General features: G+C 70.4%; 20 protein-coding genes and 2 pseudogenes. 10 read left to right on the plus strand and 12 right to left on the minus strand.

Annotated features, from left to right (window positions below; genetic code table 11):
• Nucleotides 1-31: 31 nt before the first annotated feature.
• From BM066_RS19015 to trmFO, 7 genes and pseudogenes are all read right to left on the minus strand, one after another.
• Nucleotides 32-1,374: pseudogene (locus BM066_RS19015) on the minus strand (alanine--glyoxylate aminotransferase family protein).
• A 12-nt stretch (nucleotides 1,375-1,386) separates the two neighbouring features.
• Nucleotides 1,387-2,571: pseudogene (locus BM066_RS19020) on the minus strand (allantoate amidohydrolase); the annotation flags it as partial.
• A 226-nt stretch (nucleotides 2,572-2,797) separates the two neighbouring features.
• On the minus strand, nucleotides 2,798-3,325 hold the full coding sequence (locus BM066_RS19025; RefSeq protein WP_255367650.1) for a GNAT family N-acetyltransferase: 528 nt from the start codon (nucleotides 3,323-3,325) through the stop codon (nucleotides 2,798-2,800).
• A gap of 22 nt (nucleotides 3,326-3,347) precedes the next feature.
• Nucleotides 3,348-3,911, minus strand: a complete 564-nt coding sequence (locus BM066_RS19030; RefSeq protein ID WP_089929922.1) for a helix-turn-helix domain-containing protein — start codon at nucleotides 3,909-3,911, stop codon at nucleotides 3,348-3,350.
• A 59-nt stretch (nucleotides 3,912-3,970) separates the two neighbouring features.
• A complete protein-coding gene (locus BM066_RS19035) occupies nucleotides 3,971-5,068 on the minus strand; it encodes a mechanosensitive ion channel family protein (RefSeq protein ID WP_089929923.1) in 1,098 nt (365 codons plus the stop codon).
• Nucleotides 5,069-5,145: 77 nt separating this feature from the next.
• Nucleotides 5,146-5,739: a hypothetical protein gene (locus tag BM066_RS19040; protein WP_255367651.1), complete on the minus strand. Its 594-nt coding sequence runs from the start codon at nucleotides 5,737-5,739 to the stop codon at nucleotides 5,146-5,148.
• The gene (trmFO, locus tag BM066_RS19045; protein WP_089929924.1) at nucleotides 5,736-7,154 is read right to left on the minus strand and encodes a methylenetetrahydrofolate--tRNA-(uracil(54)-C(5))-methyltransferase (FADH(2)-oxidizing) TrmFO; all 1,419 of its coding nucleotides are present in this window, start codon (nucleotides 7,152-7,154) and stop codon (nucleotides 5,736-5,738) included. Before trmFO ends, BM066_RS19040 begins: the two co-directional genes overlap by 4 nt.
• A gap of 80 nt (nucleotides 7,155-7,234) precedes the next feature.
• Here trmFO and BM066_RS19050 point away from each other — a divergent pair, with 80 nt between their 5' ends.
• The 3 genes from BM066_RS19050 to BM066_RS19060 all read left to right on the plus strand — a co-directional run bounded on the left by BM066_RS19050 (nucleotide 7,235) and on the right by BM066_RS19060 (nucleotide 9,986).
• Entirely contained in the window at nucleotides 7,235-8,188 is a 954-nt protein-coding gene (locus BM066_RS19050) for a hypothetical protein (RefSeq protein WP_143093768.1), read from the plus strand.
• 137 nt (nucleotides 8,189-8,325) lie between these two features.
• On the plus strand, nucleotides 8,326-9,120 hold the full coding sequence (locus tag BM066_RS19055; RefSeq protein ID WP_089929926.1) for a hypothetical protein: 795 nt from the start codon (nucleotides 8,326-8,328) through the stop codon (nucleotides 9,118-9,120).
• The gene (locus BM066_RS19060; protein WP_089929927.1) at nucleotides 9,117-9,986 is read left to right on the plus strand and encodes a hypothetical protein; all 870 of its coding nucleotides are present in this window, start codon (nucleotides 9,117-9,119) and stop codon (nucleotides 9,984-9,986) included. Before BM066_RS19055 ends, BM066_RS19060 begins: the two co-directional genes overlap by 4 nt.
• Here the strand turns inward: BM066_RS19060 and BM066_RS19065 are convergent.
• Nucleotides 9,983-10,597, minus strand: coding sequence for a glutathione S-transferase family protein (locus tag BM066_RS19065; RefSeq protein WP_089929928.1), 615 nt, complete (start codon nucleotides 10,595-10,597; stop codon nucleotides 9,983-9,985). The two genes, BM066_RS19060 and BM066_RS19065, sit on opposite strands and share 4 nt — an antisense overlap.
• A gap of 140 nt (nucleotides 10,598-10,737) precedes the next feature.
• Here BM066_RS19065 and BM066_RS19070 point away from each other — a divergent pair, with 140 nt between their 5' ends.
• From BM066_RS19070 to BM066_RS19085, 4 genes are all read left to right on the plus strand, one after another.
• Nucleotides 10,738-11,664 carry a hypothetical protein gene (locus BM066_RS19070; protein ID WP_089929929.1) on the plus strand — a complete coding sequence of 309 codons (927 nt, stop codon included), beginning with the start codon at nucleotides 10,738-10,740 and terminating at the stop codon, nucleotides 11,662-11,664.
• Between the two features lie 21 nt (nucleotides 11,665-11,685).
• On the plus strand, nucleotides 11,686-12,561 hold the full coding sequence (locus tag BM066_RS19075; RefSeq protein WP_089929930.1) for a hypothetical protein: 876 nt from the start codon (nucleotides 11,686-11,688) through the stop codon (nucleotides 12,559-12,561).
• A gap of 9 nt (nucleotides 12,562-12,570) precedes the next feature.
• Complete coding sequence (locus BM066_RS19080; protein WP_089929931.1) at nucleotides 12,571-13,428, plus strand: hypothetical protein; 858 nt, start codon at nucleotides 12,571-12,573, stop codon at nucleotides 13,426-13,428.
• A gap of 76 nt (nucleotides 13,429-13,504) precedes the next feature.
• Nucleotides 13,505-14,446 (plus strand): hypothetical protein, encoded by a 942-nt coding sequence (locus tag BM066_RS19085; protein WP_089929932.1) that lies wholly within the window; start codon nucleotides 13,505-13,507, stop codon nucleotides 14,444-14,446.
• A 43-nt stretch (nucleotides 14,447-14,489) separates the two neighbouring features.
• Here BM066_RS19085 and uvrA read toward each other — a convergent pair whose 3' ends face one another.
• A complete protein-coding gene (gene uvrA, locus BM066_RS19090; RefSeq protein WP_089929933.1) occupies nucleotides 14,490-17,399 on the minus strand; it encodes an excinuclease ABC subunit UvrA in 2,910 nt (969 codons plus the stop codon).
• A gap of 154 nt (nucleotides 17,400-17,553) precedes the next feature.
• Entirely contained in the window at nucleotides 17,554-18,279 is a 726-nt protein-coding gene (locus tag BM066_RS19095) for a DUF1223 domain-containing protein (RefSeq protein ID WP_089929934.1), read from the minus strand.
• 162 nt (nucleotides 18,280-18,441) lie between these two features.
• Between BM066_RS19095 and BM066_RS19100 the strand changes: the two genes are divergently transcribed.
• Nucleotides 18,442-18,621, plus strand: a complete 180-nt coding sequence (locus tag BM066_RS19100; RefSeq protein ID WP_089929935.1) for a hypothetical protein — start codon at nucleotides 18,442-18,444, stop codon at nucleotides 18,619-18,621.
• Between the two features lie 66 nt (nucleotides 18,622-18,687).
• Nucleotides 18,688-20,217: a carboxylesterase/lipase family protein gene (locus tag BM066_RS19105; protein WP_255367652.1), complete on the plus strand. Its 1,530-nt coding sequence runs from the start codon at nucleotides 18,688-18,690 to the stop codon at nucleotides 20,215-20,217.
• 114 nt (nucleotides 20,218-20,331) lie between these two features.
• Here BM066_RS19105 and BM066_RS19110 read toward each other — a convergent pair whose 3' ends face one another.
• Together BM066_RS19110 and BM066_RS19115 are read right to left on the minus strand one after the other, a co-directional pair.
• Nucleotides 20,332-22,110 (minus strand): ATP-binding protein, encoded by a 1,779-nt coding sequence (locus BM066_RS19110; protein WP_089929937.1) that lies wholly within the window; start codon nucleotides 22,108-22,110, stop codon nucleotides 20,332-20,334.
• A gap of 108 nt (nucleotides 22,111-22,218) precedes the next feature.
• Complete coding sequence (locus tag BM066_RS19115) at nucleotides 22,219-22,686, minus strand: DUF1203 domain-containing protein (RefSeq protein ID WP_089929938.1); 468 nt, start codon at nucleotides 22,684-22,686, stop codon at nucleotides 22,219-22,221.
• A 206-nt stretch (nucleotides 22,687-22,892) separates the two neighbouring features.
• Here BM066_RS19115 and BM066_RS19120 point away from each other — a divergent pair, with 206 nt between their 5' ends.
• Nucleotides 22,893-24,494, plus strand: coding sequence for an ABC-F family ATP-binding cassette domain-containing protein (locus BM066_RS19120; protein ID WP_089929939.1), 1,602 nt, complete (start codon nucleotides 22,893-22,895; stop codon nucleotides 24,492-24,494).
• Nucleotides 24,495-24,508 lie beyond the last annotated feature (14 nt).

Genomic DNA, 24,508 nt, shown 5'->3' on the forward strand with positions numbered 1-24,508 from the left:
CGGAGGGCCGGAGGGGGGAGTGGCGGGGCGTTCACGAAAACACCCCCAGCGCCGCGTCCACGCCAGCCCCGGCCGGCGCCCCGAAGCCCTCCCACCGCAGCACCGCCTCCAGCGCCGCCAGGGTCTGGAGCACCGCGTGCTTGCGGGCGTTGACGCCCATGGCCCCGATCCGCCAGACCTTGCCGGCCAACGGGCCGAAGGCGGCGCCGATCTCGATCTCGAACTCGGTGCGCATGCGGGCCTTCACCCGGTCGTAGTCGACGCCGGCCGGCGCGAGCACGGCGGTGACGTTGGTCATCTTGTGGGCCTTGTCGCCATAGACCTGGAGCCCCATCGCCTCGACCCCGGCGACCACCGCCGCCCCGGCCTGGGCATGGCGGGCGAAGCGGGCCTCCAGCCCTTCCTCCAGCACCACCCGGGCGCATTCGCGGGCCGCGTACAGCATCGAGGCGGCCTCGGTGTGGTGGTTCAGGCGCTTGTCGGACCAGTAGTCCATGATCATCGCCAGGTCGAAATAGTTGGAGGCGATACGGCGGCCGTTTCCAGCGACCGCCCCGGCCGTGGCGATGCCGGCCTCGACGTGCTTGCGGCCGGTGATGTGCTCGGCGGCGCGGTCGGAGATCGTGATCGGCCCCGAGCCGGACGGGCCCCCCAGGCACTTCTGCAGCCCGCCGGTGACGATGTCGGCCCGCCAGGCGTCGACCGGCACGCTCATGCCGCCGATCGTGGCGGTGGCGTCGACATACAGCAGGGCGTCGTAGCGCCGGCAGATCTCGCCGATCGCCTCGATCGGCTGGGCCATGGTCGTGGAAGTGTCGCCGTGCACGCAGGCCACCAGCCGCGGGCGCACGCGCCTGACCGCGTCCTCCACCGCCTGCGGATCGACAACCGTTCCCCATTCGCCCTCGACCGTGGTGACCCGGGCGTCGCAGCGCTGGGCGATTTCCGACAGCAGCAGGCCGAAACGCCCGGCGTTGACGACCACCACCTCGTCGCCCGGCGCCAGCACCGACACCAGCGCCGCCTCGATAGCGGCGCGCGAGGTGCCGTCGATCAGGAAGGTCCAGCGGTTCTGCGTCTGGAACACCTGGCGGTACAGCGTCATGGTCTCGTTCATGTAGCCGGTGAACTCCGGGTCGAACTGGCCCAGCAGCTGCACCGACATGGCCCGCAGCACGCGCGGATGCACGTTGATCGGACCGGGACCCATCAACAGGCGGGGGGGATGGTCGAGTTCGCCGAAGGTGGTGGTCATCTTGTTGCTCAAAGCTTGTCATCCCGGGCGGAGCGAAGCGCAGACCTGGGACCGCCGGAAGCGCCGAGTTCACGCGTCGGTCCCGGATCTTCGCGCTGCGCGCTCGTCCGGGATGACAGGGAAAATTGTTCAGAAAGCCGCTCCACGAACCCCAGCATCGTCTCCGCCGCCACGGCGCAGTCGGCTTCGGTCACGGCCTCGCGCGGGTTGTGGCTGACGCCGCCCTCGCAGCGGATGAACAGCATGGCGGTGGGGCAGAGGTCGGCGATGACCATGGCGTCGTGGCCGGCCCCGCTGGGCAGGCGGCGCGGCGTCTGGCCGGTGGCGGCGACGGCGTCTTCCAGCAGGGCGGTCAGGCCCGGATCGCAGGGGCTGGCGGCCAGGTCTTGCATCAAGGTGACCGACACCTCCAGGCCGCGCCGCGCGGCGATGGCCTCGATCTCCGCGGTGACCGCGGCCACGGCCGCGTCGCGGGTCGTGGCGACCTCGGCCCGGACGTCCATCGAATATTCGACCGCGCCGGGGATGACGTTGAAGGCCCCGGGCAAGGCGGTGATCCGGCCGACGGTGCCGACCAGGCCGTCTTTCCCACCCGAACAGATCCGCTCCAGCGCCAGCATCGCCTCGGCGGCGGCGGGGCCGGGGTCCTTGCGCAGGGCCATCGGAGTCGTACCGGCGTGGCCGGCCACGCCGGTGAACCGCACCATCAGCCGCTTCTGGGCGGCGATGGCGGTGACCACGCCCAGGGCCAGGCCCTCGGCCTCCAGCACCGGGCCCTGTTCGATATGGGCCTCGAGGAAGGCGAAGATCTCGCCGGGCTTGCGGGCGGCTTCCTCCAGGCGGGTCGGGTCCAGGCCGAACGTCGCGAAGGCCTCGGCCAGGCTCACCCCGTCGCTGTCGGTCATCTCCATCACGCTGGGGCTGACGGTTCCGGCCACGGCGCGGCTGCAGGTCATCGAGGCGGGAAAGCGCGAGCCCTCCTCGTCGCCGAACGCGATCACCTCGACCGCGAACGGCAGGCGGCGGCCGGCCCGGGCCAGCGCCTCGACCACGTCGATCCCCAGCATCACGCCCAGGGCGCCGTCATAGCGCCCGCCGTTGCGCACGCTGTCGATGTGCGAGCCGATCAGCAGGGCCGGGGCTCCCGGCGCCTCGCCCTCGTAGCGGCCGACCAGGTTGCCGGCGGGGTCGCGGCGGGCGGTCATGCCGGCCTGCTCCATCCAGAAGGCCAGGGTCTTCAGCGCTTCGTCATGGGCGGAGGTGAGAAAACGGCGCACCAGCATGCCGTCGGCCTCGCTGTAGGGCTCCGCGCCCATCAGGTCGCAACGGGCCTTGGCCCGTGCGCCAGGCTTGAAGTCGCCGCTTTCGAAGGCCTCCGCCACCCTGTCGGGCTCCCCTTTGCCGTTCCACGCCATTCGTGACATCCTGCCTAGCATCGCGGACGACAAAGCCCACGACGATTGCGGCTCGCATCGACCGATCGGCGCGGATGCCTCGACAAGCGCCAGACCCCGCGGCCGGCGCCTGAAGCTAAGTCATAAATCACTTACTTAGTGAAGGGCGATCCTGCGCAGAGAATGCTTCGGCCGCCAGGTCGAGGTGCAGGAACTGGCTGAATCCGCTGTCCTCGTAGTCCGAGAACGGCCCGCCGTCGACGAAACCGCGCCGCCGATAGAGCGCCAAGGCCGGTTCGAACGCCGGGCCGCTTCCGGTTTCCAGGCTCAGCCGCGTCAGGCCCAGCGCGCGGGCCTGGGCGATGACGGTTTCGAGAAGCAGGGCGGCCACGCCGCGCCGCAGGTGGTCGGGGTGGGTGCGCATCGACTTGACCTCGCCCGTCCGCCCGTCGAGTTGCTTCAAGGCCCCGATCCCGCAGAGGTCCGGGCCCGACCATGCGCTCCAGACGGTGACGCCGGGCGCCTTCAGGCCCGACAGGTCCAGGGCGAAGACATGACCGGGCGGCGAGGTTTCGAGCATGCCCTCCAGATGCAGCCGCAGCAGCGCCCGGGTTTCCGGGCTGGAAAGATCGTCTTGTCGAACATCCATGCGCTGGGCGTTTGGCGCGCTTTGCATCGTCAGGTCTCCGAAGGGGATTTCAGCGTCGGTCGATGACGACCACGTACCGGCAGGGTCGATCGGTCTCATTGGCCAGGATCACGTCGGCGGGCGCTCCGAACGCCAGGCAGTCGCCCGCGTCGAGGACGTGCCGCTCGTCGCCTTCGACGACGGTCAGGGCGCCGTCGCGCACCCAGATCGCCTGGCGGATCATCGCGTAGGCCGAGGCCGGAAAGCCCACGCGCTTGCCGGCCGGCAGGTCGATTTCCGCCAGTTCGACCGGATGGTCCGGCATGGCCAGCAGTTGGCGGCGGACGTAGCCCGTCTCGGGATCGGTCCATCGCGGCTGGTTGGCGGCGCGCGACACGCGGCCCGCCGGCTGCTCGGCGCGGACCAGAAGACCGGCCAGGGTGAGGCCGAAGGCGGTCGACAGCCGCACCAGCAAGGCCGCGGTGGCGCTGGTCTCGCCGCGCTCGATCTTGCTGAGCATCGCCTTGGACACGCCTGAACGCTGGGCGACATCGGCCAGCGACCAGCCGCGCGCCTCCCGCTCCAGGCGCAGGCGCCGGGCCAGGGCGGCGTCGATATCAAGTGAAGTGTTCATTCGTCCACTATAGTGGACATCTTGGCTGTGACAAGACGCGCAACGACGCCGTTGACCGCCTAGGCTCCCGCCGCCGGGGACGCCTCGTCAGCCAGCGAGAGCCGCTGCCGCGCCAGCGCCTCGGGAACCTCGTCGCGCAGGAAGGCCATCATCTTCTCGCGGACCTCGCAGCGCAGGTCGAAGGTCCTGGGCGCGCTGCGGGCGCTGACCAGGCAGCGCACCTCCAGCACCTGGGCGGTGACGTCGGTGACCTGCAGGTTGACCACCTTGCCGTCCCACAGCGGCGAGGCCCTGGCGATCTCCTCCAGCTTGGCGCGCAGGCGGTCGATCGGGGCGGCGTGGTCGACATAGAGCATGGCCGTGCCGATCAGCGCGGCGGACTCACGGGTCCAGTTCTGGAACGGCGTCTGGATGAAGTAGCTGAGCGGCAGCACCATGCGCCGCCAGTCCCACAGGCGCACCACCACATAGGTGGCGTTGATCTCCTCGACATTGCCCCACTCCTTCTCGACGATCACCGCGTCGTCGATGCGGATCGGCTGGGTGATGGCGATCTGGATGCCGGCGATCAGGTTGGTCAGCAGCGGCTGCAGGGCCAAGCCGACGATCAGCGAGGCCGCGCCGCCGGCCGCCAGCAGGCTGACGCCCCATTGGCGCACGCCGGGGATGGTCATCAGGGCCAGGCCCGCCGTCACCAGCGCCACCACCACCGCGCAGGCCCGGCGCAGGATCTTCACCTGGGTCAGGTGCTTGCGGGCCAGCAGGTTGTCCTCGACGTCGATCTTGAACTTGCGCAGATGCAGGGCGGCGGCGATGTCCAGGGCGGTCAGCACGATCCAGCCGACCAGCACGATGAACAGCACCAGCAGCGCCTGCTTGCCGGCCGCCGCCTGGCCGGCGGTCAGGGGCGCGGCCGCCACCGCCAGGCTGAGGGCGGCGGCGATGAAGGCCAGCCGCGTCGGCCGCCGGGTGCGCACCGCCAGGGCCGACCAGAAGGCGTCGTTCTTCAGCGAGCGGCGGACGATCCGCACGATCGCCCAATGCGCGGCCAGGGCGACCAGCACGGCGACGGCGATCAGGCCCAGGCTGACGGCCCACGGCGGCGCCCAGGCCAGGCGCAGCGCCAGGTCGGTGAGCCAGGGAGGGGAGGCGGACATGGGGTTTGAACGTGCAATGGGGAGGATCGGTCCCGATCAGATTCATCGCGACGGGACGGAACGGTCTCCAGATCCAGCTACCGAACGGTGTTGCAGGCTCCGCCGTAGGCCTCGGCATACGGGCGATCGAAACAGGCCAGCAGGCGATCCACGACGTCCAGGTTGAGAGGCCAGGTCAGGCCTCGGCCGGTCTGGGCTTTGAACGCATCGGCGCCGGCCTGGAAGTCGGCGGGCCGCGGCAAGCCGGCAAGCCGGCGACGAGCAGCGATCAACGCCGGGCGGTCCTGGCGCAGGAAGGCGAGGGTGGCGTCGATATAGGCCTGGTTCGCGGAGTCGTCGTCGTGATTGGAGGCGGCCAGCAGCGGTATGGCGCCCTGCGTGTCGCCGACCATGGCTCTGAGTTGGCCCTCGTGCCAGCGCAGACCATCAGCCTGGGAAAGCGACAGGTTCGGATGGACCTTGCGATAGTCGGCGATCAATCCGGCTCCTGCGAGGAAGCAACCCGGCGCCTGGCCAATCGAACGCCAACCCGACGCGTCCTGGTCGAAGCGGTCGAAATCCATGGCCAGCATGGCGGCGCGGTCGTAGGCGCAATTCTCCGAGCGCGCCACGCCGCCGAAGGTCAGCAGGCCGGCGACCGCGATGAGCGAGGCGAGACCGGGTCCCTTCACCCCGCCATCCATCCGTCCAAATCCGCCAGCGCCCGCAGGCTCATCAGCCGCTTCTTGGCGCGGCCGCGTTCCTTCAGCGGGATCTTGACGCCGTGCTCGTCGACCTTGGGGGCCTCCAGCGGCGGCAGCAGGCCGTAGTTGATGTTCATCGGCTGGAAGCTGGCCTTGCCCTCGGGGCCGCCCTCCAGGTGGCCGCCGGTCACGTGGTCGACCAGGGCGCCCAGGGCGGTGGTCGGCGGCGGAGCGTCCAGCGTCCGGCCCAGGCGCTCGGCGGCGGCGAAGCGGCCGGCCAGCAGGCCGGTGGCGGCGCTTTCGACATAGCCCTCGACCCCGGTCATCTGGCCGGCGAAGCGCAGGCGCGGCGCGACCTTCATCCGCAGGGACCGGTCCAGCAGCCGCGGGCTGTTGATGAAGGTGTTGCGGTGCAGGCCGCCCAGCCGCGCGAACTGGGCGTTCGCCAGGCCCGGGATCATCCGAAACACCTCGGCCTGGACGCCGTGCTTCAGCTTGGTCTGGAAGCCGACCATGTTCCACAGCGTGCCCAGGGCGTTGTCCTGGCGCAGCTGGACGATGGCGTACGACTTGACCGTCGGGTCGCGCGGATTGGTCAGACCGACCGGCTTCATCGGGCCGTGGCGCAGGGTCTCGCGGCCGCGCTCGGCCATCACCTCGATCGGCAGGCAGCCGTCGAAATAGGGCACGTGCTCCCAGTCCTTGAACTCGGCCTTGGGACCCTCGAGCAGGGCGTCGATGAAGGCCTCGTACTGGGCCTTGTCCATCGGGCAGTTGATATAGGCCGCCGCGTCGCCGCCGGGGCCTTCCTTGTCGTAGCGCGACTGGCGCCAGGCGATGTCCATGTCGATCGACTCGACGTGGATGATCGGGGCGATGGCGTCGAAGAAGCTGAGCTGGCCTTCGCCGCTGAGCTCCAGGATCGCGTCGGCCAGGGCCGGCGAGGTGAGCGGGCCGGTGGCGACCACGACGTTGTCCCATTCGGCGGGCGGCAGGCCGGCGACCTCCTCGCGGACGATGGTGATCAGCGGGTGGGCCGCGATGCGGCGGGTGACCTCGGCCGAGAAGCCGTCGCGGTCGACCGCCAGGGCCCCGCCGGCCGGCACCTGGTGCTGGTCGGCGGCCGACATGATCAGCGAGCCCAGCTTGCGCATCTCGGCGTGCAGCAGGCCCACGGCGTTGAACTGCCAGTCGTCGGAGCGGAACGAGTTGGAGCACACCATCTCCGCCAGGCCGTCGGTCTGGTGCGCGTCGGTGCGAACTGGGCCCGACGTGTCGTCGCGACGCATCTCATGGAGAACGACGGGCACGCCGGCCTGGGCGATCTGCCAGGCGGCCTCGGAGCCGGCCAGGCCGCCGCCGATGACGTGAATGGGCGGGATGGAAGAAGGGGAGGTGCTCATGCGCGTCCTCATACCCCCGCTGGTCAGCCGGCGAAACCTGCGTGTAGGTTGGGCCCGGACTCAGGGTTGCGGGTATGGGCATGGCGAGATTTTCGGCGACGGGCGCGGCGACGGCCGGGTTCGGGGTGATCGGCCGCGCGCCGCTGGCGGTGCTGGCCTGGGGACTGGTGATCCTGGTGACGCTGGTCGGGCCGATGGTGGCCCTGATGTGGACCCTGGCGCCGCAGTTCATCGACATCGTCAAGACGATGCCCGACCCGGCCACGTCGCCTTCGAGCGCGGCCGATTCCGCCATGATGGCGCGCATGATGCAGCTTCAAGGCAGCATGATGGGCGTGAACCTGATCAGCTGGATCGGCGGCACGCTGGTCAAGGCGGTGGTGGCCGGGGCGGTGTTCCGCGCCGTGCTGCAGCCCGACCAGAAGCGCTGGGCCTATCTGCGCCTGGGCAAGGCCGAGCTGTGGCTGGGCCTGGTGACCCTGGTCCAGGGCGTGCTGTTCATGATGGCCTATTTCGCCGTGCTGATCGTCGGCTTCATCCTGGGCCTGATCATCTTCCTGGTCGGCTCGGCGGGGGGAGACGCGGGCAAGCTGGTGGCCGGCCTGCTGATCGCCCTGGTGGTCCTGGCGGCGATCGGCGTGCTGATCTGGGGCGTCCTGCGCCTGTCGATGGCGGGGCCGATGAGCTTCGCCGAGGGCGAGTTCCGGCTGTTCGAATCCTGGACCTTCACCCGCGGCCAGAGCGGTCGCCTGTTCGGGATGGCGGTGCTGCTGATGCTGATCCTGATGGCGCTGGAACTGGTGGTCTACGCGGTTCTCGGCGTGGCGGCCTTCGGGTCCTGGGCGGGGATCAAGGCCATGGTCGAGAGCCTGCAGGGCCAGCCGCCTCAGGCCTGGCTGCACGCGTTCTGGAAGATCGCGGCGGTCGGGACCGTCGTGCTGTCGTTCCTGGCCGCCTTCGCCATGGCCCTGGTCTATGCGCCCTGGGCCAAGGCCTATCAGGAGCTGGCGGCCTCGGGCGCGGGCAAATCCTGACGCCGCGCGGCGCCGCGGCCACGGGCGGCGAAATTCAGCGTGACAGGCTTCGCGACTCGTCGCCAAGGCGGGGTCGAACCGCCTATGAGTCCAAGGGATTCGAGGGGTTCGCGCGGTCGCGGACGAGTGAGGGCTTCATGGCTGAGGGATCGGCGGCGATCGGGCGGACCGTTCGCGCCGGAATGGCGGGGTGGACGTCGGGTCTGCGGACCTGCTGGGCCGCGCTGGCCGCCGGCGCGGTGCTCGGCCTGCTGCCCCGCGCCCTGCCGCCGGCCCTGGGCTTTCTGGGGCTGCTGCTGGAGCTGGCCGCCACCACCCTGGCCTACGGCGCCCTGTACCGCGCCGCGTTCGGCGGTCCCGCCGGCTTCAAGGGCCTGCGTTGGGGCGTCCAAGAGTGGCGGCTGCTGGCGGTCCAGGTGCTGGTCACCGTCATCCTGACCGTCGTCATGGCCGTGCTATTGGTGCTGGTCGGCGCGGTGGTCGTGGGCGTGGCCAAGAGCAACGCGCCCGGCCTGGACATCAGTTCGGTGGACGCCTGGCGCGCCGCCCTGGGCGGTCCCGGCGCCCTGGCCGCCAGCCTGCCCCCGCTGCTGTCGATGGCCATCATGGTCTGGCTGTTCCTGCGCCTGTCCCTGGCGCCGGCCGCCACCATCGACCTGGGCCGGATCCAGGTGCTCAGCGCCTTCGGACGCACGCGCGGCGCGGTCCTGGTCCTGGCCGCGGCCGGGGCCGTGCTCGCCGCGCCGGCCGTCATCCTGGTGGTGCTGATCGGCTATCTGCGGGCGATCGCCGGCTTCGCGGAGGGGACGCTGATCCCCGAGCTGGTCAGCGTCGCCCTGGTGTTCTTCTATCTCATCCCGGTCTGGACCGCGGCCTTGGTCGACGTCTATCGCGTGCAGCCCGCCCCGACCCCTGGAACCCTCCGGACATGACCACCTTCTCGCCTGTCCAAGCCGCGCTCGAGGGCGTCCGCATGACCCGGCGCAAGCCGCTGGTCGTATTGGCCTGGGCCGCCTGCTACTTCGCCATGCTGGTCGTACTGGGCCTGGTCGTCGCCTTCGCGTTCGGCGGCACCGTGCGGGCCGACCTGGCGCTGCTGGCCCGGACCAACGACCTGCGCGAGCTGATCGACATCGTCGCCCGCCGCAAGGGCACGCTGCTGCCGCTGATCGCCTTCGCCGTGGCCCTGCAGTCGGTGATCAGCGTGGCGATCATGCGGGCGGTGGTGCGGCCGGACGAACGGCGCCTGGCCTATCTGCGGGTGGGCCGCGAAGAGGCGCGCCAGTTCGTCGTCGCCCTGGTCGGCTGGGTCGTGGCCCTGGTCGTCACCGCCCTGCCCAGCGCCGTGCTGGTGCTGATTGGCGCGGGCCTGATCAGCCTGGGCGCGGTCGAGACCAACCGCTGGGTCGAGGTGCTGGGCGCTATCGCGGTGGCGGGCCTGTCGATCTGGTTCGGCATCCGTCTGTCGCTGCTGTCGATCACCACCTTCGCCGAGGGCAAGCTGTCGCTGCGCCGGACCTGGGCCCTGACCGACCATCACTTCTGGCATCTGCTGGGCATGTACGCCCTGGCCTTCGTGATCACCTTCCTGGTCAGCGTGGCCCAGACCATCGTGGCGGGGGTGATCCTCAGCCTGTCGGGCGGGGTGACCAACCTGGTGATGCTGGCCCTCAGCGGCCTGTCCAACCTGCTGCTGGCGCCGTTCTTCTTCACCATCCAGATGGTCATCCTGACCGCCGCCCCGGCCCGGGCCTATTACGACCTGCACGAAAGCGAACTGGCCCCGGCGGCCGTCTAGGCGCTGGCGCTGGGGCGCGCCGAGGCCCGCTCCCGCCAGGCCTTCAAGCGTTCGGCGTCCTCCGGGACATCCAGGCCGATGAAGCCGGCGAAGTCGAGCGTGGTCAGGGCGACGATGTCGGCCATGCCGTAGGCGTCGCCGGCGATCCATTCGCGGCCGTCGGCCAGCTCGCGGTCCAGCCAGCCCATGGCCTTGGCCGCGGCCGGCCGATTGGACTCGCCGAATTCGCGGTTCTGGACCAGCAGCGAGGCGGTCAGCGGGTGGGCGTGGCGCCAGTACATGGCCACCGGGATCATCACCTGGAACTCGATGCGGCGGATCCACATGTCGGTGCGCGCCTGGGTCAGGGCGCAGGTCCCGAACAGCGGCGGCGTCGGGTGCAGGGCTTCCAGATAGCGGCAGATGGCGACGCTTTCGCTGATCGTCTGGCCGTCGTCCAGCTCCAGCACCGGAACCTGGCCCAGGCTGTTGCGCGCCTTGTGCTCGGGCGACTTGTGGCCGCCCTGGCGCATGCCGATCCGGATCTCGGGCAGGTCCAGCCCCTTCTCCGCCGCGAAGATGCGCACCCGGCGCGGATTGGGCGCGGGATCGGCCTCACCGTAGAGCTTCACGACGATCCTCCTCGTCCGGCCTGTCCCGCCGCTTCAAACGAACGTTAGAATTGGCCGGGGCGTTTGGATAGCGCAATCCTCCCGGCGGGGCTGTCGCACGGCCGCGAACCTTGTTAGGCGTGGGCGAGATGGAACGGGGCATGGCGATGGATCAGTTTTCGGCCACGGACGCGGCGCTGGCCGGTTTTCGAGCGGCGCGCGAGAAACCCAGGGCGGTGGCCGTCTGGGCCGGCATCATGGCGGTCCTGTCGTTCGCCGTCGCGATCTTCGCCATATCGAGGTTTGGCGACAAACTGACCGCCCTGACGGAGGCGCTGGAAGCCGACCCCGATCCGAAGACCACCATGGCGGCGATGAGCGGCTTGTGGCCGCTGTTCCTGGGCTCGATGCTCTATGTGCTGGTCACCAATTCGGTGCTGATGGCCGCCGTCAACCGCCTGATCCTGCGGCCAAGCGAGAGCGCGGGGGCCTATCTGCGGCTGGGCGGCGACGAACTGCGCCAGGCCGCGGTCCAGGTGCTGCTCTACCTGGTGCTGTTCGGCGCCTATTTCGTCGGGGTGGTCATCGTGGCGCTGCTGGGCGCGATCGGCGGGGCGATCGGCGGCGCGGCCCTGGGCGTTCTGCTGGGCCTGCTGGCGGGCCTGGCCCTGCTGGCCGGCCTGATCCTGCTGTCGGTGCGGCTGTCGTTCGTCAGCACCGTGGCGTTCGACACCCGCCGGATCGACCTGCGCGCCTCGTGGGACATGACCAAGGGCCGGTTCTGGCGGCTGTTCGGGACCTATCTGATCGCCACCGTCCTGGCGGTGGTGGTCTATCTGCTGCTGTTCGTGATGATCGCCGCGGTGAGCGCGATCGCCAGCGTGGCCATGGGCGGCGGCCTGGCGGCGGCGGGCGACGCCCTGCACGGCGAGGCCACCACCCTGACGGAGCTGTTCTCGGTGTCCGGCGTCATCCGCGCGCTGCTGTCGGGCCTGATGTCGGTGCTGGTCTCGCTGATCGTCTTCGCCCCGGCCCCGACGATCTACGCCCAGCTGAAGGGCCGCGACGTCACCGAGACCTTCGGCTAAGGCGGTCCCGGGGGCCAAGTCTTGGGGGACGTAAAGGCGGACTTTTCCTGGTCGCGCGCCGCGCTCGCGGGCTTTGGCGTGCTGCGCCGGGAGCCGGGCGTCCTGCTGCTATGGGGCCTAGTGGGACTGGTCTTCGGCCTAGCCGACCAAATCTTGGACGCCCGCGCCGAATTCCTCAGCGCGGCGGGCTATTCCGGAACCTGGATCGTGCCGGTCATCGGCCTGGTTCGAACCGCCGTCGCCATGGTCGCCATGGCGATCTTTTCGGCGGCCGTCTATCGCGCCGTGCTGCGGCCGCAAGGGGAGACCCGGGGCCGCATGCGGTTCGGGCGCGACGAAGTCCGGCTGACCCTCGTCTGGATGTCGCAGGGCGTTCTGCTGCTGGTGACAAGCATTGTCGCGGTCATCCCGGGCTTCGTCCTCTCGACAATGATGCCCAAACAGAATGCGACGACCACCGCGACCGTCGGGGTGATCAGCGCCCTGGGCATCGTGCTCGTCTGGATCGGCGTGCTCGCCCGCCTGTCTCTCGCCGCGCCGATGGCCCTGGCCGAGGGGCGATGGAGCGTTCGCGCCGCCTGGGACCTGACGCGGGGCCGGTTCTGGAAAACCCTGGCGGTCCACCTGCCCGTCTTGTTGGGAGTCGGTCTGGTCTTCAGCGGCTCGAAGATGCTGTATGTCCTGGCCCTCGCCGCGATGCACATCGACTTCCCGCCCGCCATCTCGTCGCATAGCCGCTCGCTGGCGGAGGTGTTCTCGCCGGTTCGGCTGGGCTTCACGATCGTCACCGCAGCGCTGGGCGCGGCGGCCGCCGCCATCCTCTACGCGCCGGCGGCGGCCATCTATCGCGACTTGAAGGGCGACGACCCCGCCGACCAGGCCGCGGTGTTCGATTAGGAGCGACCCATGACGACGGCGAGACTGTCCTGGCGCGACGCCGTCCTGTCCGGCTTCCAGCTCATCGCCAGTCGGCCGGCGGCGGCGTTCTCCTGGGCGTTGGTGTTCGCGATCGGCGGGACGGTCATGGCCGGTTTTCAGCTCTGGGCCTGGCGGACTCTCGACGCAAAGCACGACCTGTCGGCCGTCGCCGTCCAGCTCGGCTTCAGCGGCTTTGCCCTGAACCTGGTGACGACGGTCCTGGTCTGCGCGTCGGTCCTTCGCGCGACGATCCGTCCCGAGGATCGTTATGCGGCCTGGCCAAGGTTCGGCGGCGACGAACTGCGCCTGCTGGCGTTCGCCTTGCCGCTCGTCTTGGTGTCGATGACGATCTCGGCCTTGATCAGCGCGCTGCTATATCCGCTGCGGGCGGAGCAAGCGGCGTATCCGTCCATCGTGACCCATGCGATGCGAGCGACCGAGGTGGCGCTGACGCTGCTGGGCGCGCGCCTGGTTCTGGCCGCGCCGATGACGGTCGCCGACCGGCGCTTGCGCCTGGGAAGCGCGCTGCCGCTAAGCCATGGCCGCCACGCGTTGCTGGCGGCGACCTTCGTCGCGGCTCTGCTGATCGCCATGTCGATCGAATGGGCGGGAGCCGTGGCGCGCGACATGCTGATCGCCGCGATGGAAGGCGCCCCGCAGCCCGTGCTGAAGTCGCTGTCGCTGTCGATCGCCTGGAGCGCGGCCTTCGGACCCGCCGCGATGGCGTCCAGGGGCCTGGGCGCCATCGTCCACACCTTGGCCGTCGCGGTGCAGGTCGCGCCGATCGGCTACGCCTATCGCCGTCTGAAGGGCGACCCGATCGACCGGATCGGCATATTCGACTGATCCAGGCCCGCCGCCCAGGACCTTGCCATCCGGCCAGCGCGACGCGAGGATGCCCCCCGGTTTGGAGGGGGCTCAAATGCAATTCAAGGTGACGGAAGCCGCGTTCGAAGGTTTCCGCCTGATCCGGCGCGAGCCCAGGACGATCGTGATCTGGGCGGTGTTCAGCCTGGTCGCCAGCGTGGCGCTGCTGGCGGCGATGATCGCGTCCGGGTTCAGCCGGTTCATGGGCGTGTCGGCGGCCCAGGGGACCATGACGCCCGAAGCGCTGACGGGCTTTCTGGTCGGTGAGGTGATCGCGATCGGCGGGGCGATCCTGATCGCCTCGGTCATGGGCGCGGCCGTCTATCGCGCGATCCTGCGGCCGGCCGAGGCGCCGCTGACCCGGCTGCGGCTGGGCGGCGACGAGCTGAGGCTGGTCCTGCTCTCGCTGATCATGGGCGTGGTGTTCACCGGCCTGCTGATCGCGTTGGTCATTCCGGTGGCCCTGGTGAGCACGGTGATCGGGTTCGCGGGCCTGGCGGGGCCTGGCGGAGGCGAGTCCGGCGTCGGCGCGATGGCCGGTGTCGTCCTGCTGGTGCTGTTCAGCTACCTGCTGGTCTTCGCCGGCCTGGTCTTCTTCGCGGTCCGGCTGTCACTGGCGGGCGTGATGACCTTCGCCGAGCGCCGGCTGCGGGTGTTCGAGTCGTGGCGGCTGACCAAGGGGCGGTTCTGGCGGCTGCTGGGCTGCTACAGCCTGACGGTGGCGCTGATGCTGCCGATCTACATGGTGATGATGACGGTGTATTTCGCCGTCGCCTTCGCCTTCTCCGGCGGCGATGTCGGCCGGGCGATGGGCGAGATCGCCCAGCCCGACATGACCTCGCTGGCGGCCTATTTCAGCCCGGCGCGCATCGTCTATCTGGTGTTGGCCGGCGCGGTGGGCGGCGTGTTGAACGCGGTGATGTACGCGCCCGCCGCCGCCGTCTATCGCGCGATCGCCGACACCCGTCCCGAGAACCAGGCCGAGGTGTTCAGCTGACGGGACTCCGGATGGGGCGATCCGTCGCTCCATCCAATCCGTCTCAGGCCCGCTTGGCCGCCTTCAGGGCCGCCACGCGTTCCAGCCGCCGGTCCTCGTGGCGGGCCAGGACGTCCTTCAGATAGCGGCCGGTCCAGCTGGCCTCGACCTTGGCCACGTCCTGGGGCGAGCCCACCGCGACGATCTCGCCGCCGCCGTCGCCGCCTTCCGGACCGAAGTCCAGCAGCCAGTCGGCGGTCTTCACCACGTCCAGGTTATGCTCGATGACGACCACGGTGTTGCCCTGGTCGACCAGCTCGTGCAGCACTTCCAGGAGCTTCTTGGTGTCCTCGAAGTGCAGGCCGGTGGTCGGTTCGTCGAGGATGTACAGCGTGCGGCCGGTGGCGCGCTTGCTGAGCTCCTTGGACAGCTTGACCCGCTGGGCCTCGCCGCCCGACAGGGTCGTGGCCTGCTGGCCGACCTTGATGTAGCTGAGGCCCACGCGTTTGAGCGTTTCCATCTTGTCGCGGATCGGCGGCACGGCCTTGAAGAAGTCGGCGGCCTCTTCCACCGTCATATCCAGCACGTCGGCGATGGTCTTGCCCTTGAACAGGATGTCCAGGGTCTCGCGATTGTAGCGCTGGCCCTTGCAGACGTCGCAGGTGACGTAGACGTCGGGCAGGAAGTGCATCTCGATCTTGATCAGCCCGTCGCCCTGGCAGGCCTCGCAGCGGCCGCCCTTGACGTTGAAGCTGAAGCGGCCGGGACCGTAGCCGCGCGCCTTGCTCTCCGGCAACTGGGCGAACCAGTCGCGGATCGGGCCGAAGGCGCCCGTATAGGTCGCCGGGTTCGAGCGCGGGGTGCGGCCGATCGGCGACTGGTCGATGTCGATGACCTTGTCGAAGTTCTCCAGCCCCTCGATCCGCTCGTGCGAGGCCGGGGCGTCGCTGGCGTTGTTCAGGCGGCGCGCGGCGGCCTTGTACAGGGTCTCGATCGTGAAGGTCGACTTGCCGCCGCCCGACACGCCGGTGATGCAGGTGAAGGTGCCGACCGGGATCTCGCCGGTCACATCCTTCAGATTGTTGCCCTTGGCGCCGACGACCCGCAGCATCTTCTTCTTGCTGATCGGGCGGCGCTGTTCGGGCACCTCGATCTCGCGCACGCCGGTCAGGTACTGGCCGGTGACGCTGTTTGGATTGGCCATGATGTCGGCCGGCTTGCCCTCGGCCACGATCTCGCCGCCATGCACGCCCGCCGCCGGACCCATGTCGATCACGTAGTCGGCGGTGAGGATGGCCTCCTCGTCGTGCTCGACGACGAGGACCGAGTTGCCCAGGTCGCGCAGGCCCTGCAGCGACTGCAGCAGGCGGGTGTTGTCGCGCTGGTGCAGGCCGATCGACGGCTCGTCCAGAACGTAGAGCACGCCGGTCAGGCCGCTGCCGATCTGGCTGGCCAGGCGGATGCGCTGGCTCTCGCCGCCCGACAGGGTGCCCGAGCCGCGCGACAGGTTCAGATAGTCCAGCCCGACGTCGACCAGGAACCGCAGGCGATCGTTGATCTCCTTCAGGATCCGCCGGGCGATCTCCATCTGCTTGTCGGTCAGGTGGCCTTCCAGCGCCGTGAACCAGTCGCGGGCCGGGCGGATGGCCAGGTTCGAGACGGCGGCGATGTCCTGGCCGTGGATCTTCACCGCCAGGGCCTCGGGCTTCAGGCGCTTGCCATGGCAGACCTCGCAGGGCGTGTCGGACTGGTAGCGGCCCAGTTCCTCGCGGACCCAGCTGGAGTCCGTCTCGCGCCAGCGCCGCTCCAGGTTCGGCAGCACGCCCTCGAACGGCTTGGCGACCTCGTACTTGCGGGCGTTGTCGTCGTAGGTGAACTTGATCTTCTCTCCCTTGGAGCCTTGCAGCACCACCTGGCGGGCGCTTTCCGGCAGCTTGTGCCAGGGCTCGTCCATCGAGAAGCCGTAGTGGCGGGCCAGGGCCTGCAGGGTCTGGGTGTAGAGCGGCGAGGGGCCCTTGGCCCACGGCGCGACGGCCCCCTTGTGAAGCGAGCGATCCTTGTCCGGGATCACCAGGTCGGCGTCGAAGGCCAGCTTGGCGCCCAGGCCGTCGCAGGCCGGGCAGGCGCCCGCCGGGTTGTTGAACGAGAACAATCGCGGCTCGATCTCGGCGATGGTGAAGCCGCTGACCGGGCAGGCGAAGCGTTCGGAGAACAGCAGCCGGCGCGGCTCCTTCTCACCCTCCTCGACATTGGCCCACTCGGCGACGGCCAGGCCGTCGGCGAGACGGAGCGCCTGCTCCATCGAGTCGGCCAGGCGCTGCTCCATGCCCGGCTTGGTCACGATGCGGTCCACGACCACGTCGATGTCGTGCTTGAACTTCTTGTCGAGGGCCGGGGCGTCCTCGATCGGATAGAATTCGCCGTCGATCTTCAGCCGCTGGAAGCCGGCCTTCTGCCACTCGGCGATCTCCTTGCGGTACTCGCCCTTGCGGTCGCGCACGACCGGGGCCAGCAGGTAGAGGCGCGTGCCCTCGGGCAGGGCGGTGATCTTGTCGACCATCTGGCTGATGGTCTGGCTTTCGATCGGCAGGCCGGTGGCCGGCGAATAGGGCACGCCGACCCGCGCCCACAAAAGGCGCATGTAGTCGTGGATCTCGGTGACGGTGCCCACCGTCGAGCGCGGGTTGCGCGAGGTGGTCTTCTGCTCGATCGAGATGGCCGGCGACAGGCCCTCGATCAGGTCGACGTCCGGCTTGCTCATCAGCTCCAGGAACTGGCGGGCGTAGGCTGACAGGCTCTCGACATAGCGGCGCTGGCCCTCGGCGTAGATGGTGTCGAACGCCAGGGAGCTCTTGCCCGAGCCCGACAGGCCGGTCAGCACCACGAGCTCGCCCCGCGGGATGTCGACGCTGACGTCCTTGAGATTGTGCTCCCGCGCGCCGCGCACGCGGATGAAGTTCAGTTGTTCAGCCATGTTTTCCGGAACGCGTAGGGCCATGGAGGGGAGCCACGGCGAGACGGGTATATGTAGGGCGCGATCCGGCGATTAACACAAGAACAAGGTGCGAACAAACGTCGCGATGGCGGCAGCTGTCGGCAGACTGCTGACATCAGGTGTCAGCAGGGGCTCAAAGCCGCGCCGCCGCCAGGATCGGGCCGCCGTCGCGGGCCTGGACCAGCACCGCCGTGCGCAGGGCCGGGTCGGCCGGCGGCCGGGCCGCGAAGCCGACGGGGGCGCCGTTCCAGCCGCCCAGGCGAGTCAGCTCCACGACCACGTCGCGGTGGGGCAGGGTCTTGCCGTTGTTCTCGCCGCGCTGGATGGCCACCTGCCGGACGCGCGGGTCGTAGCGCACCAGCCAGACATCGGCGCCGGCCTTGGGCGCCTGGCCGGCCCCGATCTCGACCCGGCCCCGCGACAGGGCCACCGTGGCCTCCATGGCCGGGCGGGCGCGGCGCAGGGCCAGCTCGACGTCGCGGGCGTTGGTCCCGATCAGGTCCTCGCGGCCCTCGACCACCATCTGCGGCGTGCCCAGCTGGGCGTCCAGCCCGCGGGCATAGGCCTTCTGGCGGTCGGTGAAGGCCGGCTTGGCGAAGGTGTCCTTCCACCCGAGCTGGTCCCAGTAGGTGACGCCGAAGCTCAGGGCCAGCACGTCGGGCCGGTCGGCGATGGCGTTGAGGTTGGCGTTGGCCGGCGGGCAGGACGAGCAGCCCTGGCTCTGGAACAGCTCCAGCACCACCGGCCGCTGGGCCGTGCCGCCCGCGCCGGCGGTGGTCCAGGCCCCTACGGCGACCGCCAGGGCGGCGCCGGCCGCCAGGCTGGCCCAGGCTGTCTTGCGCATCGTCGGTCCGGTCATGGCGGCGTCCTCGTTGATCGTCGAGGGTCAGTTCGCGGCGGGACGGGCGAAGGTTACGGCGTTCACGAACAATAAACCGCCTTTGGAAGCGCAACCTTCAGCACCCGTGGCGTCTATGGCCGGACGGGGCGCGCATCGGGGCGCCGAACGAGGACGACGGGCGTGGCCAAGGCGGCGGCGAAGGACGATGCGAAGGCGCCCGCCAAGGGCAAGGCCGGCAAGGCCGCCAAGGTCGCTCGCCAGCGCTCCGAGATCGACGACGTCATCACCCTGGTGGTCTGCGTCGCCTGCACGATCTGGGCGTTCAAGATCATCGTCGATCTGGGCGTGCTGAGCTTCTGACGGTTCGCCAAAGCCGCGAGTCACCGCATGGCTTGGCGCGGGACGATCGGCGGGGGCGTGACGACGATGCTTTTCAAGGCGGCGATGGCGGCGATCTGCGCCGTGGTGCTGGGATGGAGCGGCGCGGCCGCGGCGCGTGGCGCCGACACCGTTCGGGTGGAGGGCGGCCTGATCGCGGGGACGGCCACCGACGGCGTCAGGGCGTTCTTCGGCGTGCCCTACGCCGCGCCGCCGGTCGGCGACCTGCGCTGGCGCGCGCCCCGTCCGGTGAAGCCCTGGAACGGCGTCAGGCCGGCGACCGCCTTCTCGCCGGTCTGCCGCCAGACCGCGCCGTGGATCACCGAACCCCAGAGCGAGGACTGCCTCTATCTGAACATCTGGGCGCCGGCCGCGCCGTCGAGCGCCAAGCGGCCGGTCATGGTCTGGATTCATGGCGGCGGCTTCTTCGGCGGTTCCGGGTCGCAGGCCCAGTATGATGGGGCGCGGCTGACCCGGCGCGACGTGGTCGTGGTGACGCTGAACTACCGCCTGGGCCTGCTGGGCTTCTTTTCGCATCCGGACCTGACGGCGGAGTCTCCGGATCGCGCGTCGGGCAACCAGGGCGTTCTCGACCAGATCGCCGCGCTGCGCTGGATTCACGACAACATCGCCGCCGTGGGCGGCGATCCAAGCCGCGTGACCATCATGGGCGAATCCGCCGGCGGCGAGTCGGTGGCGATCCTGGTCGCCTCTCCCCTGGCCAAAGGCCTGTTCCAGCGGGCCATCTCGGAGAGCGGCAACTATGGCCTGCCGCTCGACCCGGCCGAGGCGAGGCAGTTCGACATGGCCGAGGCCGAGGCGGCCGGGGCGGCCTTCGCCCAGGCCAACGGCGCGTCCGGGATCGCCGGTCTTCGCGCCTTGCCGGCGGAGCAGTTGCTGCGCGCCGCGTGGTCGCCGCGCACGGTGGTCGACGGCCATCTGCTGCGCGAGGACCTGACGACCCTCTATCGGGCGGGGCGCCAGAACAGGGTTCCGATCCTGGTGGGCTGGAACGCGGACGAGGGCAAGGACCTAGCGCCGGAGATCTTCGCCACCTCGCAGTTCACCGCCGAGCGCCACGCGGCCCTGCTGGAGGGGCTGCTGCACAAGAAGCCGTCCGCCGCCATGCTGGCCAAGTACCCGGCGCGCACCGACGCCGAGGCCCGGGCGTCGATCGATCGGTTCACGACGGATTACTGGGGCTGGCGGATCTGGTTCTGGGCCCGGCTGCAGGCGGCCCGGAACGGCGACAGGGCCTATGTCTACCATTTCGTCCATTCGCCGACCGAGCCCCTGGAGCCCTGCGGCTATGGCTGCAAGGCGGGCCATGGCGCCGAGATCCGCTATGTGTTCGACCAGCTGTGGCAGGATCCGCGCCCCTGGGGGGGGGACGACCGCCTGCTGGCCGACCAGATCGCCGGCTATTGGACCAATTTCGCCAAGAGCGGGGATCCCAACGGAGCGGGCCTGCCGCGCTGGACGCCGTTCGACGGATCCGATCGCACGATCCACCGTCTGGGCGCGCCGGCCGAGGCGGCCGAGCGGGGCGCGGTCGATTTCCGCGTGTTCGAGCCGTAGCGTCGTTAAGGGCTAGAGCATCGTGCGGAAAAGTGGACACCGGTTTTCCGCAAAAACGATGCGAAAACAAAAATCGAGAGCAAGTCGTGCGATTCCTAAATCGCGCGACTTGCTCTAGGGCGCGCCGGCCAGCGCCGCGTCCAGCGCCGCCGCCAGCCGCTGGGCGGCGATCGGCTTGGCCACGAAGCCGTCCATGCCGGCGGCCAGGTAGCGTTCGGTCTCGTGGGTCAGGACGCTGGCGGTGACCGCCAGGATCGGGGTGCGGACCCGGCCTTCGGCGGCCTCGCGGGCGCGGATCAGCCGGCCGGCCTCCAGCCCGTCCATGCCCGGCATGTGGATGTCCATCAGGATGGCGTCCCAGGACCCGCTCTCCCACAGGGCCACCGCCTCGTGGCCGTCGCGCGCCACGTCGCAGGCGACGCCCAGGTGGCCCAGCATGGCCTGGAGGACGGTGCGGTTGACGGCGTTGTCGTCGACGACCAGCATCTTCAGCGCGTCGCCCATCGCCGGGGCGTCCTCGGCCGCTTCGACGAGCGCCGGCTGAACTGGCGCCTCCAAGGCCGGACAGGGCGCGGAGAAGGTGAAGCAGGCGCCGCCTCGCGCCGGGCTCTCCAAGCCGATCTCGCCGCCCATCAGGGTCACCAGCTCGCGACAGATGGCCAGGCCCAGCCCGCAGCCGCCCGTGCGGCGGGTGCTGGACCCGTCGACCTGGACGAACCGTTCGAAGATCTGGGCGCGGCGGGCCTCAGGCACGCCCACGCCGGTGTCGGTGACGGCGCAGGCCAGGGTCGCTGAGTCGCCGCCGACGCGCACGACCACCTGGCCCGCGTCGGTGAACTTGATGGCGTTGGCGATCAGGTTGCTCAGCACCTGGCGCAGCCGGGCGGCGTCGCCGTCGCGCCAGCCGCCGGCCCCGGGCGCGACCTCGAGGGTGAAGTCCAGGCCCTTGTCGTGGGCCAGGCCGCCATAGAGCTGGCGCAGGGCGCCGGCCAGGGCGTCCAGGTCGAACGGGGCGCGGACGATCTCCATCTTGCCCGCCTCGATCCGCGAGATGTCGAGCACGGCGTTGATCACGTCCAGCAGGGCGGCGCTGGAGTCGTGGACCACGGCCAGGCGAGCGCGCTGCCGGGCCGACAGCGGGTCGCGCGCCATGGCCTGGGCCATGCCCAGCACGCCGTTCAGGGGCGTGAACATCTCGTGGCTCATGGTTTCTAGGAACTCGGTCTTCACGCGGCTGGCGGCCTGCGCGGCGACGGCCAGGTCCTGGGCCTCGGTGCGCAGGCGGCGGTTCTCCTCGAGCTCGGCCTCGAGCTTGCGGTTGAGGGCGTCCGACGCCAGGCGGGCCCGCAGCTCGCGCAGCACCGCGCCGCGCATCAGGGTCGACATGCCCAGGGCGGCGAAGACGCCGGCCACGCCGATGAAGCCGTACTGACCGATCAGGTCGCCGGGCGCATGGCGGACCATGACCGCCAGGGCGAGGATCGCGGCGCCGACGCTGACCAGGGCCACGCGCCGGGTCGGGGCCGAGGTGGCGAACACCAGGGCCAGCAGCACGAAATAAACCAGCTTCGCCGGCTCGAAATGCAGGGTCTGATAGGCCGCGACATTGGCCAGGAACAGGGCGTTCATCGCCAGGGCGGCGGCTTCCAGGGCCGGGATCCCCGGCGACCGGGCCTTCAGCCGGCGCCAGAGCTGGAAGCCGGTCGCGGCGGCGACCAGCGCCAGCCCCTCCAGCACGGCCAGGGCCGCGCCCTTTTCATAGAAGGGGTGGGACAGGCTGATCAGGCCGTAATAGGCCGCGGCGGCCGCCAGATAGCCACGCAGGATCGGCACGTAGGAGCTGGCGATCTCCCGGCTGGGTATCGGTTCCGGCTTGCCGATCGTCCGCTTCATGAGCCCCCCGCGCCTTTTCACCCCTGGCTTGAGCGCAAGCCTAGACGGTCGGGGTTAAGTGGCGATTGAGATTGTTATCGTTCCCGAGCGAAGTTCGAGGCGGAGACGCTAGGCGCGGTCGATCCGGGCGGCGTAGCAGCCGGGCTTGGCGTAGTGAGCGTGCAGATAGGCCACGCCGGGGTCGGCCAGCATCCGTTCGATCACCGGTTCGGCCGCCGCGCCCTCGACGACGTCGGCGTCGCGCAGCATGCCGGCCGCGTCGAAACCGCGGAGCGACAGCAGCCGGCGGCGCAGGGCCGGGGGCAGGGCGTCGGTGGTCGAGGCCGGGGCTTGCGCCGCCTCGCGCACATAGATGGCGTAACGCGAGCGGAACGGGGTGTCGGCGGCCTGGTGCTCGTGGTTCAGCAGGATCAGGGTCTCGCCTGGCGCCGCGTCGTCCAGGGTGACGCGGCAGGGGAAGGCGAACGGCGCGTCGGCGACGACGCGCAGCATGCCCCGCTTCGCCAGGGCCGCGTCGTCGAGGGCGAACAGCGGCGCGAACGGTTCGAGCGGCAGGCTGGAAACGGTGAAAGACATGGGAACCTCCTGTTCTGGCGACCCGTTGTGGCGCCGTCCCCCGGGGGGCGACACCCGATCCTTGCGGTTGCATCGAAGCTTGCCGAACGTCGGTCGATCGCCTAGAACGTCCGTGCCCGAAACCCCGGGTCAACCGATGGAGGCAGCCATGGACATTGCGATGGACGACCGTTTCGCCCTTTCCGCAGCCCTGACCGTGGTTTCCCATGCCCGCCTTCATCACCCTGGATTCCGTTCGCGCCGACACGCCTGACGGCCGCGTCCTCTTCGACAATCTGAACCTGACGATCGGGGCCGAGCGTATCGGCCTGGTCGGCCGCAACGGCGTAGGCAAGTCCACGCTGCTGTCGCTGATCGCCGGGACCGCCGCGCCCGTCTCGGGAACGGTCAACCGCGCCGGCGTGGTCGGGGTGCTGCCCCAGCTGCACGCCCCGCCGCCGGGCGCGCGCCTGGCCGACCTGCTGGGCGTCGGCCCCGCCTGGGACCGGCTGTGCCGCATCGAGGCCGAGGAGGGCGGGCCTGAAAGCCTTCAGGACGACCTGGCCGAGGCCGACTGGACCCTGCCCGGCCGCGTCGCCGCCGCCCTGGGCGAGGTGGGGCTGTCGCGCTGGGATGCGTCCCGCCCGGCCGCCAGCCTCAGCGGCGGTCAGATGACCCGCGCGGCCCTGGCCGGCCTGCTGATCGCCGCCCCGGACGTGATCCTGCTGGACGAGCCGACCAACAATCTGGACGCTGCGGCCCGCAGCCTGCTGGCCGACGTGCTGCGGCGCTGGAAGGGCGGGGCGGTGGTGGTCAGCCACGACCGGACCCTGCTGCGCGGCATGGACCGCATCGTCGAGCTGTCCAGCCTGGGCGCGACCAGTTACGGCGGCGGCTACGACCTCTATGCCGAGCGCAAGGCCCAGGCGGTGGCCGCCGCCGAGCACGACCTGGAGACGGCCGAGCGCCAGGTGCGCCAGGCGGCCCGCGAGGCCCAGGTCGCCCGCGAACGCAAGGCGCGCCGTGACGCCGCCGGCCGCCGGTTCGCCGCCAAGGGAAGCGAGCCGAGGATCCTGCTGGGGGCCCAGGCCGAGCGGGCCGAGCTGAGCGGCGCGCGCGACGGAAGACTGGCCGACCGCGCCGCCCAGGACGCCGCCCAGGCCCGCGAAGCCGCCGACGCCCGAGTCGAGCGCCTGCGCCGCCTGGCCTTCGACCTGCCGTCCTGCGGTCTTCCGGCCGGGCGCATGGTGCTGGACTTCGACGGCGTCGGTTTCGCCTATCCGGGCGGGCCGCCGGTGCTGGCGGACCTGAGCTTCCGCCTGGCCGGCCCCGAGCGCGTGGCCCTGGTCGGCGGCAACGGGGCGGGCAAGTCGACCCTGATCCGGCTGGCGACCGGCGGCCTGGCGCCGACGTCGGGCTCGGTGACGCGCGGCGTCCCCGCGGCCCTGCTGGACCAGCGCGTGGCGGTGCTGGACGAGACCCAGACCATCCTGGAGAACTTCCGCCGCCTGAACCCGGCGGCCGGCGCCAACGAGGCCCACGCCGCCCTGGCCCGGTTCCTGTTCCGCAACCTCGCCGCCCACCAGCTGGTGGCCACGCTCAGCGGCGGCGAGCGCCTGCGCGCCGCCCTGGCCTGCGTGCTGATGGCCGCCGACCCGCCGCAGCTGCTGATCCTGGACGAGCCGACCAACCACCTGGACCTCGACTCCGTCGAGGCGGTGGAGAGCGCCCTGGCCGGCTATGACGGCGCCCTGCTGATCGCCAGCCACGACGAGGATTTTCTCGACGCGGTGGGAGTGGAGCGGCGGATCGAACTCCCGTCCCGGTGACGTACGCATCATGG

The sequence above is a fragment of the Caulobacter sp. UNC279MFTsu5.1 genome (assembly GCF_900114015.1).
Taxonomy (GTDB): Bacteria; Pseudomonadota; Alphaproteobacteria; order Caulobacterales; family Caulobacteraceae; genus Caulobacter.